The organism is Acinetobacter bohemicus ANC 3994 (genome assembly GCF_000367925.1).
In the GTDB taxonomy this organism is placed as follows: domain Bacteria; phylum Pseudomonadota; class Gammaproteobacteria; order Pseudomonadales; family Moraxellaceae; genus Acinetobacter; species Acinetobacter bohemicus.
In genome coordinates, this window is record NZ_KB849176.1 from 334,111 (window position 1) to 348,579 (window position 14,469).

General features: G+C 41.3%; 10 protein-coding genes. 9 read left to right on the forward strand and 1 reads right to left on the reverse strand.

Annotated features, from left to right (window positions below; genetic code table 11):
- Nucleotides 1-22: 22 nt before the first annotated feature.
- On the reverse strand, nt 23-1,300 hold the full coding sequence (gltA, locus tag F994_RS14395) for a citrate synthase (RefSeq protein ID WP_004651294.1): 1,278 nt from the start codon (nt 1,298-1,300) through the stop codon (nt 23-25).
- 1,008 nt (nt 1,301-2,308) lie between these two features.
- Here gltA and sdhC point away from each other — a divergent pair.
- The 9 genes from sdhC (at nt 2,309) to sucD (ending at nt 14,367) form a co-directional block, all read left to right on the forward strand.
- On the forward strand, nt 2,309-2,707 hold the full coding sequence (gene sdhC / locus F994_RS14400; protein ID WP_034697261.1) for a succinate dehydrogenase, cytochrome b556 subunit: 399 nt from the start codon (nt 2,309-2,311) through the stop codon (nt 2,705-2,707).
- Nucleotides 2,707-3,072 (forward strand): succinate dehydrogenase, hydrophobic membrane anchor protein, encoded by a 366-nt coding sequence (gene sdhD / locus F994_RS14405; protein WP_004651296.1) that lies wholly within the window; start codon nt 2,707-2,709, stop codon nt 3,070-3,072. Before sdhC ends, sdhD begins: the two co-directional genes overlap by 1 nt.
- Before the next feature lie 12 nt (nt 3,073-3,084).
- Entirely contained in the window at nt 3,085-4,983 is a 1,899-nt protein-coding gene (sdhA, locus tag F994_RS14410; RefSeq protein WP_004651297.1) for a succinate dehydrogenase flavoprotein subunit, read from the forward strand.
- A 14-nt stretch (nt 4,984-4,997) separates the two neighbouring features.
- Nucleotides 4,998-5,708: a succinate dehydrogenase iron-sulfur subunit gene (locus tag F994_RS14415; protein WP_004651298.1), complete on the forward strand. Its 711-nt coding sequence runs from the start codon at nt 4,998-5,000 to the stop codon at nt 5,706-5,708.
- A gap of 831 nt (nt 5,709-6,539) precedes the next feature.
- Nucleotides 6,540-9,380: a 2-oxoglutarate dehydrogenase E1 component gene (locus F994_RS14420; protein ID WP_004651299.1), complete on the forward strand. Its 2,841-nt coding sequence runs from the start codon at nt 6,540-6,542 to the stop codon at nt 9,378-9,380.
- Entirely contained in the window at nt 9,380-10,591 is a 1,212-nt protein-coding gene (gene odhB, locus F994_RS14425) for a 2-oxoglutarate dehydrogenase complex dihydrolipoyllysine-residue succinyltransferase (protein ID WP_004651300.1), read from the forward strand. The genes F994_RS14420 and odhB overlap by 1 nt, the downstream gene beginning before the upstream one ends.
- Nucleotides 10,592-10,689: 98 nt before the next feature.
- Entirely contained in the window at nt 10,690-12,123 is a 1,434-nt protein-coding gene (lpdA, locus tag F994_RS14430; RefSeq protein WP_004651301.1) for a dihydrolipoyl dehydrogenase, read from the forward strand.
- Nucleotides 12,124-12,297: 174 nt separating this feature from the next.
- Nucleotides 12,298-13,464 (forward strand): ADP-forming succinate--CoA ligase subunit beta, encoded by a 1,167-nt coding sequence (sucC, locus tag F994_RS14435; protein WP_004651302.1) that lies wholly within the window; start codon nt 12,298-12,300, stop codon nt 13,462-13,464.
- A 12-nt stretch (nt 13,465-13,476) separates the two neighbouring features.
- Nucleotides 13,477-14,367: a succinate--CoA ligase subunit alpha gene (gene sucD / locus F994_RS14440; RefSeq protein ID WP_004651304.1), complete on the forward strand. Its 891-nt coding sequence runs from the start codon at nt 13,477-13,479 to the stop codon at nt 14,365-14,367.
- Nucleotides 14,368-14,469 lie beyond the last annotated feature (102 nt).

The following is a 14,469-nucleotide window of genomic DNA, read 5'->3' on the forward strand; positions in this document are numbered from 1 at the left end:
TAAATCGAATAATTCTTAAGAATTAACGACCTGCGATGTCACGTTGAACTTCACCAGTGTAAAGTTGACGTGGACGACCGATTTTGTAAGGGCCGCTGTGCATTTCTAACCAGTGGCTGATCCAGCCAACTGTACGTGCAAGAGCGAAGATTACTGTAAACATTTCTGTTGGGATACCAATCGCTTTAAGGATGATACCTGAGTAGAAGTCTACGTTAGGGTATAAGTTACGTTTGATGAAGTATTCGTCAGACAACGCAATACGTTCAAGTTCCATAGCAAGTGCAAGTTGTGGATCGTTAATACCTAGCGCACTAAGTACTTCGTCACACGTTTCTTTCATTACTTTTGCACGTGGATCGAAGTTTTTATAAACGCGGTGACCGAAGCCCATCAGTTTAACTTCTTTAGTTTTTACTTTTTCCATGAACTCAGCAACATTTTCTACAGTGCCGATTTCATCAAGCATCTTAAGAACAGCTTCGTTCGCGCCGCCGTGAGCAGGGCCCCAAAGTGCCGAGATACCCGCAGCGATACATGCGTAAGGATTAGCACCAGTAGAACCAGCTAAACGTACAGTCGATGTAGACGCATTTTGTTCATGGTCAGCATGAAGCGTAAAGATACGGTCCATTGCTTTAGCAAGAATAGGGTTAACTTTGTAATCACGATCTGCTGGAGTAGCAAACATCATGTAGAGGAAGTTTTCAGCGTAGCTTAAGTCGTTACGCGGATACATGAATGGTTGACCCACTGTGTATTTGTAGCTCCATGCAGCAAGCGTAGGAACTTTAGCAATCAAGCGAACTGCTGTAATTTCACGGTGATCAACATTTTCAATGTCTAAGCTGTTGTGATAGAACGCAGAAAGCGCACCTACAACACCAACCATGATCGCCATTGGATGAGCATCACGACGGAAACCATTGTAGAAGCGGCTAACTTGATCATGAACCATCGTATGGTTACGAACTTTAGCATCAAATTCTACTTTTTGTTCAGCTGTTGGAAGTTCGCCGTTTAACAATAAGTAGCAAGTTTCTAGGTAGTCTGCTTTAGTTGCAAGTTGGTCAATCGGGTAACCACGGTGTAAAAGAATACCTTTGTTACCATCGATGAATGTGATTTTAGATTCACATGCAGCTGTCGCCATAAAACCAGGATCAAAAGTAAAGTGACCTGCGGCCAACACATCTTTAACGTCGATTACATCTGGGCCCAATGTGCCGCTGTAAATTGGTAATTCAATTTCTTTGCCATCAAGCTGTAAAACGGCTTTTTTGCCAGTTGCGTCAGACATTTAATCGATCTCCTGTCCTGGTGAGTGTTTTATCCGACTCGTAGTACTCATCTTTATAATGCGCGAATCAGATGGATCAAAAATTTGCTATAAGATTAGTGAGTACTGAAATTTTGTCAATTATACTTATGGATAAAACTGATGCCCTCACAGAGGTTTAGTTTATTGTCCCTAAAATAAAAAATGAATAAAATCACAGCACCGACGCGCTATAATAAGTGAAATTATTCGCTTGGTGCAGAAAAAAATATAAATATAGCTTTAATTGTAAATGTTTATAAAAAAATACTGGTTCTATTTTTTGAACAAATGGTGCTAATCCCTTTTTACGAAATCTATCTAATTTTCATAACTTACATTCATTTTTGTTCAAATAATATTTCATTTTGTTGCCTTATTTGGCATTAAATTCGAATGCATTTACTGTGTTTGATTGGTTAAAAAATGACTCATTGAGAATTGCAAGTTGATTAAAATTTAATCTAAATGCGTCATTTTTTGCAATTTTTTTAAGTTTAAATTCATTCGCTAGCATAATTTAATCATATTTATTTGTAGCTAAGTCATTATTTCATTTGGTTATATATCTAAATTATCTCTAAAAATAAATAGTGAACATTTTGATAGGAAATGCAAGTCCTCCCATATAAATGAAAGCACATAGATGTGAGAGTGGATATTCTTAATATCTTTAGTCTAAATTCGAGTGGTGCATAGAGGTCACTAAAAGGGTGTGGGCTGGATGGTTTACTTATAAAAACCAAGGGTATAGCTATGAATTAAAGCTAAATTATTGGTTTATATAGAATGTTTGTTATTGTTAATGATTCTTGTTTATATATTTTTATTCAAAAAGCGGTCTTTGATTGTTTGTATTTTGATAGTTGACGTTTTATAATTCAGTGTCGTTTTAAGTTTAGGCGTTGCTGGAGATAGCAATTACCTAAAAATGCTAGCTTTCCTTCGAATTAATTCCAACAAACTCCGGATGGAGTTTTTACTTACAGGATGCCCGCTGTGAAAAGCAACAGACCTGTCAATTTGTCCATGGGTCAAGTTTTAGAAGTAAACTTAAAATCCCCTGTGGCTATTGCATCAATTCTACACCGCCTCTCTGGCGTCATCGTATTTTTACTCGTACCGGTACTTTTGTGGCTTTTAGACAAATCATTGTCTTCTGCTGAAGGTTTTGCTCAAGTTCAAGCAATCCTTGGTGGCTTCATTGTGCGCTTTATCGTATGGGTATTTGTAGCCGGCTTAATTTTCCACTTTATTGCAGGTGTTAAGCATTTACTTGCTGACCAAGGTATTGCTGAAGAACTGCAAAGTGGCCGAGTAGCATCTACTATCGCATTAATTTTGTCTGCAATTGGTATTGTTGCAGCATTTGTATGGATCGTACTCTAATGAAAAGTGCTACTGGTTTTTCGGGTTCAGGTTCTCGCGATTGGTTTATCCAGCGTTTGAGTGCTGTTGTACTGGCTGTTTATACCGTTGTGGTATTTGGTTGGATCCTGTGTAATGGTGGATTCAACTTTGAACAGTGGTATGGCTTTATGATGACATTACCGATGAAGATTTTATCTTTATTGGCAGTCTTATCTCTAGTTGCGCATGCATGGATTGGTATGTGGCAGGTATTCACGGATTATGTGACTACTCGTCAAATGGGTCCTTCAGCTTCAGGTTTACGCCTTGTACTGACTTCAGCAGTCATTATTGCTGTATTTGCATATGCAATCTGGGCAATCCAGATTTTTTGGGCGAATTGATAGGAAAATGTCATGGGCGCTATAACCCCTAAAGAAGATTACACAAATATTCCACACGAAACTTTCGATGCAGTCATCGTTGGTGGTGGTGGTTCAGGTATGCGCGCGTCTTACCAACTTGCTCAAGCGGGTTTGAAAGTTGCTGTTTTAACTAAAGTATTCCCAACACGTTCGCACACTGTTGCAGCGCAGGGTGGTATTGGTGCATCTCTTGGTAACATGCAAGAAGACAACTGGCACTACCACTTCTACGACACAGTTAAGGGTTCTGACTGGTTAGGCGACCAAGATGCAATCGAGTTTATGACTCGTGAAGCGCCGCAAGTGGTTTATGAGTTAGAACACTTGGGTATGCCATTTGACCGTAACGCAGACGGTACGATTTACCAACGTCCATTCGGTGGTCACTCTGCAAACTACGGTGAAAAAGCGGTTCCACGTGCATGTGCTGCTGCTGACCGTACAGGTCACGCACTTCTTCACACGCTTTATCAAAGCAATGTGAAAATGGGTACACAATTCTTTGTTGAATGGATCGCACTTGATCTGATTCGTAACGAAGCAGGTGATGTTCTTGGTGTAACAGCAATTGATCAAGAAACGGGTAAAATTGCAGTATTCCAAGCCAAAGCGACATTGTTTGCTACAGGCGGTGCGGGTCGTGTTTACCGTGCATCTACTAACGCTTACATCAACACGGGTGATGGCCTTGGTATGGCTGCGCGTGCAGGTATTCCATTGCAAGATATGGAATTCTGGCAGTTCCACCCAACAGGTGTTGCGGGTGCGGGTGTATTGTTAACTGAAGGTTGTCGTGGTGAGGGTGCAATCCTTCGTAACGATGCTGGCGAGCCGTTCATGGAACGCTATGCACCAACTTTAAAAGACTTGGCGCCACGTGACTTCGTATCACGTTCTATGGACCAAGAAATTAAAGAAGGTCGTGGTTGTGGTCCGAAGAAAGACTACATTTTGCTTGATATGACGCACTTGGGTGCTGAAACGATCATGAAACGTCTTCCATCTGTATTTGAGATTGGTAAGAAGTTCGCGAACGTTGACATCACTAAAGAACCAATTCCAGTTGTACCAACAATCCATTATCAAATGGGTGGTATTCCAACGAATATCCATGGTCAAGTGGTGTTACCTGAAGGTTCTGAAACTGAAGCATTTACAGCTCATTATGACAAAGATAGCGATATCTATTCGACTAATGCGGGCGATCGTAACTTTACGAAACCTGTTAAAGGCTTCTATGCAATTGGTGAGTGTTCTTGCGTATCTGTACATGGTGCAAACCGTCTAGGTACGAACTCATTACTTGACTTGGTTGTATTTGGTAAAGCTGCGGGTGAGCACATCATCGACTATGTGACTAAACACCACGGTGATCAATACCAGCCACTTCCTACCACTGTACTTGAGCAAACTGTTGCACGTATCCGTAAATTGGATGACTCAACAACAGGCGAAAATGCACAAGAAGTTGCAGATGCAATCCGTGACATCGTACAAGACCATGCTGGTGTATTCCGTACAACTGCACTTCTTGAAGAAGGTGTGAAGCAAATTCTTGCGATTGAACCACGTGTACGCAACATTCACTTGAAAGACAAATCTAAAGTATTTAACACTGCGCGTGTAGAAGCTTTAGAAGTTGAAAACTTGTATGAAGTTGCTAAAGCGACATTGATTTCAGCTGCTGCTCGTAAAGAGTGTCGTGGTGCGCATACAGTTGTAGACTTTGAAGAGTCGCCTGATCACCCAGCTTATCCTTATGGTCGTCGTGATGATGAGTGGATGAAACATACTTTGTGGTATTCATCAGACAACCGTCTTGAGTACAAGCCAGTGCGTTACAAGCCATTGTCAGTTGCTGCAATTCCACCTAAACCACGTACATTCTAATTGGGAGAAGTAAGATGAGTAGAGGTACTCGTACATTTAATATCTACCGCTACGATCCTGATAAGGATAAAGCACCGTACATGCAAACTTTCAAGCTGGAGTTGACTGATAAGCACCGTATGTTGCTTGATGCGCTTCTTGCATTGAAAGTACAGGATGAATCATTAACATTCCGCCGCTCATGCCGTGAAGGTATTTGTGGTTCGGATGGTGTGAACATTAATGGTAAAAATGGTTTAGCGTGTCTTTTGAACCTAAATGATTTACCAGAAGTGATTACTGTTCGTCCTTTACCGGGTTTGCCAGTGGTTAAAGATTTAGTTGTGGATATGAATCAGTTCTACGATCAGTATGACAAAATCCAGCCATTCCTAATCAACAACCAACCTGCACCACCAAAAGAGCGTTTACAGTCTCCTGAAGAGCGTGAACATTTAGATGGTTTATACGAATGTATTCTTTGTGCATGTTGTTCAACTTCATGCCCATCATTTTGGTGGAACCCAGATAAATTCTTGGGTCCTTCAGCATTGTTAAATGCATATCGTTTTATCATCGATTCACGTGATACAGCAACTCAAGACCGTTTATCGCGTCTTGACGACCCGTTCTCGTTGTTCCGTTGTAAAGGGATTATGAACTGTGTATCAGTTTGTCCTAAAGGTCTAAATCCAACTAAAGCAATCGGTCACATCCGTAGTATGTTGTTAGATCAAGCGGGCTAATCTGCATCAGTTAAAAAAAGCACACCATCTGGTGTGCTTTTTTTATGCTTTTAATATTGTTGTGATTGATGCTGTTGTATAAAAAAGATACATGTGAAAATACTTATGCTGAAGTAGATTTTTTTGAGTGTTTATTTGAAGGGCTTAAAATTAAAGCTAAAACTGACTAAAAACCAATTTAATTGTTGTGAAGTTGTTCGAATCGGCAATTAAGGCGTTAATCTTGAGCTCGAATCTGCAAAGTTGCTGTTAAAATGTTACCATATAACGTAAATGAAGAGAGCGGGTTTAAATATTGTGCTCTCTTTTGTTATCTGTGATTTGGTGGTGTAGGACTATGGTCTACATTGAATCTAATTATTAGATAAAGCACCATATATTAGATGGAAATAATGGTTATGTATTTCGCAAGTTTATGAGAGGTATGTGTCAAAAAAATTAATCGTAACTAGAGAACATGTTACGATTTAACACCAAGCTATAGGTGAAAAAAGTACTGAGTTTATGTATGTTTTTTCAACATTCTAGATTGTGAGAGAGATTTAAAAAAAAAGATAAATCGCTTTAGAAAAATTAAGTCGCGTGCTTATTTTTTCTAAGTCGATTTGCAAAAAATTGCTCGATTTTGGTCGAGTATTTTAATGAGTGATGATGCCGCTGAGGGGCGTTATGATTCATTGTTCACATTGGGTTATTCCTGATGTAGTGATAACGCCCCATGGCTTATGCCTTGTGGGGGATTAATGTCATATTACCAATTTGACATTATTAATCATGGGTTCGCTTAAAAAGCATCCTGAAATGTTTTTGCAATAGGAAATGGGTCCACAAATGCAAGAAGTTGCTGACGCACTGCGTCTTGACACTGAACTTTCCGCTGACAGTGCAGCGTATATTGAAGAACTTTATGAACATTATTTGACGTCACCAGATTCTGTAGGGTCGGACTGGCGCGAATATTTCGATAAATTCCCTAAAGGTGATCAACCACATAGCAATGTACGTGAGCAATTCCTTTTATTAGGTCGCAATTCAAGTCGCGTTCAACCTGTTGTTCAAAGTGCTGTAAGTTCTGAACATGAACGTCGTCAAATTGGCGTTTTACAACTTATTGCTGCTTATCGTAATCGTGGTCATCAAAAAGCAAAATTAGATCCTTTAGGTTTGGCTAAACGTGAAGATGTTCCAGATTTAGATCTTGCTTCACATGGTTTAACGAAATCAGATTTAGATACCGTCTTTAATGCAGGTAACCTTGCTCTAGGGAAGTCTGAAGCGACTTTAGGCGAAATGGTTAACGCAATGGAAGCAACATATTGTGCTTCTATTGGTGTTGAATACATGCATATTGTTGATACCAAAGAAAAACGCTGGATTCAACAACGTCTTGAAGGTGCTAAAGGTCAATTTGGCTTTACTGCTGACCAGAAAAAACATGTTTTAGAACGCTTAACCGCTGCTGAAGGTCTAGAAAAATTCCTAGGCAATAAATATGTTGGCGCTAAACGTTTTGGTGTTGAAGGCGGTGAGTCTTTCATTCCAATGGTCAACGAACTGATTCAACGTGCAGGTGCTGTAGGTTGTAAAGAAGTCGTGATTGGTATGCCACACCGTGGACGTTTAAACTTACTTGTAAACATTATGGGTAAAAACCCTGCTGATTTATTTGGTGAGTTTGAAGGTAAATCAATTCATAAGAAAGGTTCTGGCGACGTTAAATATCACCAAGGTTTCTCTTCAAATGTGATGACACCGGGTGGCGAAGTTCACTTGGCATTGGCGTTTAACCCATCGCATTTAGAAATCGTTGGACCAGTAGTTGAAGGTTCTGTACGTGCACGTCAAGTACGTCGTAAAGACATTGGCGGTGATGACGTATTACCAGTGATTGTTCATGGTGATGCGGCATTTGCAGGTCAAGGTGTTAACCAAGAAACCTTCCAAATGTCACAAACACGTGGTTATACCGTTGGTGGTACAGTTCATATTGTGGTGAACAACCAAGTTGGTTTTACCACATCTGACCCACGTGATGCGCGTTCTACAGAATACTGTACCGATATCGCGAAAATGATTCAGGCACCGATCTTCCATGTCAATGGTGATGATCCTGAGTCTGTATTGTTTGTTGCTCAATTGGCACATGATTTCCGTCATACCTTCCGTAAGGATGTTGTGATTGACATGTTCTGCTACCGTCGTCGTGGTCATAACGAAGCGGATGAGCCTGCTGCAACTCAACCTATGATGTATCAAGTGATTAACAAAAAAGCGACTACACGTACGCTTTATGCGGATCAATTGGTACAGCAAAATGTATTAGATCGTGCAGCAGCAGATCAAATGGTAGAAGATTACCGTGCAGATTTAGAAGCGGGCAAACACGTTGCCAATGCATTGGTACTTGAACCAAACGAAAAAATGTTTGTCGATTGGACGCCTTATTTGGGTCACGATTATACAGATGACTGGGATACCACTTTCCCAATCGAGCGTTTGAAAGAGCTTGGCACGAAAATGCGCGAGCTTCCAGAAGGCTTCGTGATGCAACGTCAGGTGTCTAAAGTGATTGATGATCGCTTGAAGATGCAAACGGGTGAAATCCCATTAAACTGGGGTGCTGCTGAAACTTTAGCTTATGCGACTGTTTTGGATGAAGGCTACTTATTCCGTTTAACTGGTGAAGACGTTGGCCGTGGTACATTCTCGCATCGTCATGCAAAATTGCATAACCAAGTGGATGGTTCAACTTACATTCCATTATGTAACTTGAAAGAAAACCAACCACGTACGGCTATTTATGACTCACTATTGTCAGAAATGGCGGTGTTGGCATTTGAATACGGTTATTCAACGACTTTACCGAAAAGCTTGATTATTTGGGAAGCACAATTCGGTGACTTCGCAAACTGTGCGCAAGTAGTGATTGACCAATTTATCGCTTCTGGTGAAACCAAGTGGGAACGTGTTTGTGGTTTAACATTATTGCTTCCACACGGTTTTGAAGGTCAAGGTCCGGAGCATTCATCTGCACGTTTAGAACGTTTCTTACAGCTTTGTGCTGAAGACAACATGCAAGTGATTACACCGACAACGCCTGCACAGATTTTCCATGCCATGCGTCGTCAAGCAATTCGTCCAATTCGTAAACCAATGATCGTGACTTCACCGAAGTCATTGCTTCGTCATAAGCTTGCAACCTCTACTTTAGAAGAACTTGCAACTGGCACATTCCAGACTGTGATTGATGAAGTGGATCAAATCAACAAAGCAGACGTAACGCGTTTGGTACTTTGTGGTGGTAAAGTTTACTACGACTTACTTGAAAAACGTCGTGTAGAAGAACTTAACAACACTGCAATCGTTCGTATTGAACAATTGTATCCGTACCCAGAACAACGTATTGCTGAAGTATTTGCTTCTTATCCGAATGTAAAAGAAATCGTTTGGACGCAAGAAGAACCGAAAAACCAAGGTGCTTGGTTATTCATCGCACCTCGTTTGTATGATGATGTGATGAAAACGGGTAAACAAGTTCATATTAGCTATGCAGGCCGTCCAGCTTCTGCTGCGCCAGCTTGTGGTTCACCATACTTACATGCAAAACAACAAGCTCAGCTCGTTAATGACGCACTTGCGATCGTAGCTGAACAATCAGGAGATTCTAAATAATGGCAACCGAAATTAAAGCACCGGTATTCCCAGAGTCAGTTGCTGACGGAACAATTGCAACTTGGCACAAACAACCGGGTGAAGCAGTATCACGTGATGAAGTCATCTGTGATATTGAAACTGATAAAGTTGTTTTAGAAGTTGTTGCTCCTGCTGATGGTACGCTTGTTACAATCATTAAAGGTGAAGGCGATACAGTTCTATCAAGCGAAGTGATTGCTCAGTTTGAAGAAGGTGCTGTTTCTGGCGCTGCGCAAACTCAAGCCGTTCAAGCAAATGTTGAACAAGCTGCGTCTCAAACTGAAGCAGGCGCTGCGCCTGTGGTTGAACGTGCTCAACAAGTTTCTGATCAAGCACCTGCGGTACGTAAAGCGTTAACTGAAACTGGCATTGCTGCTGGTGATGTTGCGGGTACTGGTCGTGGTGGTCGCATCACTAAAGAAGATGTTGCGAATCATCAAACTAAACCAGCTATTCCTGCTGCTGCACCGTTAAGCGTAGCGGTTGGCGAACGTATCGAAAAACGCGTTCCGATGACGCGTTTACGTAAGCGTGTTGCTGAACGTTTGCTTGCTGCTACGCAACAAACGGCAATGTTGACGACGTTTAACGAAGTGAACATGAAACCAATCATGGAAATGCGTGCACAATTTAAAGATGCGTTTGAAAAGCGTCACGGTGCACGTCTTGGCTTTATGTCATTCTTTGTGAAAGCTGCAACCGAAGCACTTAAACGCTACCCAGCGGTAAATGCATCGATTGATGGCGATGATATTGTTTATCATGGTTATTATGACATCGGTGTTGCCGTTTCATCTGAACGTGGTTTAGTGGTTCCTGTATTACGTGATACAGACCGCATGAACTATGCTGAAGTTGAAAATGGTATCCGTGCATACGCTGGTAAAGCGCGTGATGGTAAATTGGGTATTGAAGATATGACTGGCGGTACGTTCACTATTACTAATGGTGGTACTTTCGGTTCATTATTATCGACTCCGATCTTGAATACGCCACAAACAGCGATTTTGGGTATGCATAAAATCCAAGAGCGCCCGATGGCTGTAAATGGTCAAGTCGAAATCTTGCCAATGATGTACTTAGCGCTTTCTTATGACCATCGTTTAATCGATGGTAAAGAAGCTGTAGGTTTTCTTGTAGCAATTAAAGAATTGTTAGAAGAGCCAGCTCGACTTATTCTTGACCTATAACTAATTTATGATAAATCTCCCCTAACTCCTCTTTATGAAAGAGGGGAGAGTCCTCCTTAGAAAAAGGGGGGATTTAGGGGGATTAAATGGAGATAAAAATGTCTCAACAGTTTGATCTTGTTGTGATCGGCGGTGGACCAGGTGGTTATGAAGCGGCGATTCGTGCTGCTCAACTTGGTTTTAAAGTTGCTTGTATTGAAAAACGCATTCATAAAGGTAAACCATCTTTAGGTGGTACATGCTTAAACGTGGGTTGTATCCCATCGAAAGCGTTGCTTGACTCTTCACATCGTTATGAAGATACAGTGCATCACTTAGATGACCACGGTATTACCACAGGTGACGTGAAGTTTGATCTTGCAAAATTACTTGCACGTAAAGACAAAATTGTTGACCAATTGACCATGGGTATTGATGGCCTTCTAAAAGGTAACGGTATCGAGTGGTTAAAAGGTACAGGTAAATTACTTGCAGGTAAAAAAGTAGAATTTGTATCTCACGAAGGTGAAACTCAAGTTTTAGAGCCTAAGTACGTGATTCTTGCAACGGGTTCTGTGCCAATTAACATCCCATCAGCATCAGTTGATCAAAACATCATTGTTGACTCAACTGGCGCACTAGAATTCCAAGAAGTACCTAAGCGTTTAGGTGTGATTGGTGCAGGTGTGATTGGTCTAGAGCTAGGTTCTGTTTGGCGTCGTTTGGGTGCTGAAGTTGTTGTATTTGAAGCAATGGATGCATTCTTACCAATGGCTGATAAAGCCTTGGCAAAAGACTACCAAAAACTGTTGACTAAACAAGGTCTTGATATCCGTGTTGGCGCTAAAGTTGCTGGCACAGAAGTTAACGGTTCTGAAGTGACTGTTAAATATACTCAAGGCGGCGAAGAAAAAACTCAAGTATTTGATAAGTTGATCGTTTGTGTAGGCCGTCGTGCTTATGCTGAAGGCTTATTGGCTGATGATTGTGGTATTAAACTAACTGAACGTGGTTTAGTTGAAGTGAACGATTGGTGTGCGACTTCTGTTGAAGGTGTATATGCAATTGGTGACTTAGTACGTGGTCCAATGCTTGCGCATAAAGCAATGGAAGAAGGCGTAATGGCTGTTGAACGTATTCACGGTCATGCGGCTCAAGTGAACTATGACACCATCATTTCTGTAATCTACACACACCCAGAAGCGGCGTGGGTCGGTTTAACAGAACAGCAAGCGATCGAGAAAGGTCACGAAGTAAAAACCGGTCAATTCGGTTTCGCTGCAAACGGCCGTGCAATGGCTGCTGGTGAAAATGCTGGTTTCGTGAAGTTTGTTGCTGATGCGAAAACAGATCGTTTACTGGGTATGCACGTGATTGGACCTGCTGCGTCTGATATCGTACACCAAGGTATGATTGCACTTGAGTTTGTATCTTCTGTTGAAGATTTACAGTTGATGACTTTTGGTCACCCAACATTCTCTGAAGTGGTTCATGAAGCTGCACTTGCAGTAGATGGACGTGCGATTCACGCGATTCAGCGTAAACGCAAATAAGATTCAAAAAAGAGCGGCTTAGGTCGCTCTTTTTACATTTGGTGGTTGTTTTTATTGGAACAATCATCTAAAAATAAAGATAAGAAAGATTTTAAAAAATGCCAGTGCTGCTTTGACGGATGTCTGGGTATTGGTGGTTCATAACAAAGCGAAGAAGTAATAAAAGGTTATTCAATGAATTTACATGAGTATCAAGCAAAAGCGTTATTAAAAAAATATGGTATGCCAGTTCAAGAAGGTGTACTCGCAACAAATGCAGAAGAAGCCGTAAAAGCTTTTGAGCAACTCGGTGGTAAATTTGCGGTAATGAAAGCCCAAGTACATGCTGGCGGTCGAGGCAAAGCGGGCGGTGTAAAAGTAGTGAAGTCGGCTTCAGAAGCTGCTGATTATGCCAATCAAATTATTGGTACGCGTTTAGTAACCTACCAAACGGATGCCAATGGCCAACCAGTAAATAGTATTCTTGTTTGTGAAGATGTTTATCCTGTTGAACGCGAACTTTATTTAGGCGCAGTGGTTGATCGTTCGAGTCGTCGAGTCACATTTATGGCATCGACTGAAGGTGGTGTCGAAATTGAAAAAGTCGCTGAAGAAACGCCTGAAAAAATTATTAAAGTTGAAGTGGATCCATTGGTTGGATTGTTGCCATTTCAAGCGCGTGAAGTCGCTTTTGCACTGAATTTAAAACATGGACAAATCAATCAATTTGTTCAAGTAATGACTGCGGCTTATGCAGCATTTATTGAAAATGATTTTGCTTTGTTTGAAATTAACCCATTATCTGTACGTGAAAATGGTGACATTCTGTGTGTCGATGCCAAAGTGGGGATCGACTCGAATGCATTGTATGGTTTACCTGCGATTGCCGCGCTACGTGACAAGTCGCAAGAAAATGAGCGCGAGCTAAAAGCATCTGAGTTTGACCTGAACTATGTAGCGCTTGAAGGCAATATTGGTTGTATGGTCAATGGTGCGGGTTTGGCGATGGCGACCATGGACATCATTAAATTGTATGGTGGTCAGCCTGCAAACTTCCTTGATGTGGGAGGAGGTGCAACCAAAGAACGTGTGATTGAAGCTTTTAAAATTATTTTATCAGATACCTCAGTTCAAGCGGTTCTGATCAATATCTTTGGTGGAATTGTACGTTGTGACATGATTGCTGAAGCAATTATTGCAGCGGTTCAAGAGGTAAATGTGACTGTACCTGTGGTGGTTCGCTTAGAAGGCAACAATGCAGAGTTAGGTGCAAAATTACTGGATGAATCGGGTTTGAAATTAATTTCTGCGAATGGGCTTGCTGATGCCGCAGAAAAAGTTGTTGCTGCAGTGAAAGCGTAAGGAGTATCAATCATGAGCGTATTAGTAAATAAAAACACCAAAGTATTGGTACAAGGCTTTACCGGTAAAAATGGTACTTTTCATTCAGGACAAGCCCTCGATTACGGGACAAAAGTGGTTGGTGGTGTAACACCCGGCAAGGGTGGTCAGGTTCATTTAGATCTTCCTGTGTTTAATACCATGAAAGAAGCAGTTAATTCGACCGGTGCGGATGCTTCCGTGATTTATGTTCCTGCACCATTTGTATTGGATTCAATTGTGGAAGCAGTGGATTCAGGTGTTGAATTGATTGTGGTGATTACTGAAGGCGTACCGACTTTAGATATGCTTAAAGCAAAACGTTACCTTGAAACATATGGTAATAACGTGCGCCTAATTGGGCCAAACTGTCCGGGCATTATCACTCCGGGTGAATGTAAAATCGGCATTATGCCGGGACATATTCATCAGGCCGGTAAAATCGGCATTATCTCGCGTTCAGGCACATTGACTTATGAGGCGGTATCGCAAACCACCAAGCTTGGTTTAGGTCAGTCAACCTGTATTGGTATTGGTGGAGATCCAATTCCGGGTATGAATCAAATTGATTGCTTGAAATTGTTCCAAGAAGATCCACAAACCGAAGCCATTATTATGATTGGTGAAATTGGTGGTACTGCGGAAGAAGAAGCTGCGGAATATATTCAATCCAATGTGACTAAACCAGTCGTGGGTTATATTGCAGGGGTGACTGCGCCTAAAGGCAAGCGTATGGGGCATGCTGGCGCAATTATTTCAGGGGGTAAAGGGACTGCGGAAGAAAAATTTGCGGCCTTTGAAAAAGCGAGTATGGCTTATACGCGTAGTCCAGCAGAACTCGGTTCGACCATGTATGCGGTACTGAAGGAAAAAGGTTTGCTTTAATCATTCAAAAAGTAATAAAAACCCTCAATCAATTGAGGGTTTTTTATTAGTTGATATTTATAGTGTGATAGCGCAATAGCGGATGATGGAATTTAAAATGAT

Bases quoted from the DNA above. Each gene is read 5' to 3' on its own strand.
- gltA (WP_004651294.1), bottom strand. From the start codon at position 1,300: ATGTCTGACGCAACTGGCAAAAAAGCCGTTTTACAGCTTGATGGCAAA.
- sdhC (WP_034697261.1), top strand. From the start codon at position 2,309: ATGCCCGCTGTGAAAAGCAACAGACCTGTCAATTTGTCCATGGGTCAA.
- sdhD (WP_004651296.1), top strand. From the start codon at position 2,707: ATGAAAAGTGCTACTGGTTTTTCGGGTTCAGGTTCTCGCGATTGGTTT.
- sdhA (WP_004651297.1), top strand. From the start codon at position 3,085: ATGGGCGCTATAACCCCTAAAGAAGATTACACAAATATTCCACACGAA.
- F994_RS14415 (WP_004651298.1), top strand. From the start codon at position 4,998: ATGAGTAGAGGTACTCGTACATTTAATATCTACCGCTACGATCCTGAT.
- F994_RS14420 (WP_004651299.1), top strand. From the start codon at position 6,540: ATGCAAGAAGTTGCTGACGCACTGCGTCTTGACACTGAACTTTCCGCT.
- odhB (WP_004651300.1), top strand. From the start codon at position 9,380: ATGGCAACCGAAATTAAAGCACCGGTATTCCCAGAGTCAGTTGCTGAC.
- lpdA (WP_004651301.1), top strand. From the start codon at position 10,690: ATGTCTCAACAGTTTGATCTTGTTGTGATCGGCGGTGGACCAGGTGGT.
- sucC (WP_004651302.1), top strand. From the start codon at position 12,298: ATGAATTTACATGAGTATCAAGCAAAAGCGTTATTAAAAAAATATGGT.
- sucD (WP_004651304.1), top strand. From the start codon at position 13,477: ATGAGCGTATTAGTAAATAAAAACACCAAAGTATTGGTACAAGGCTTT.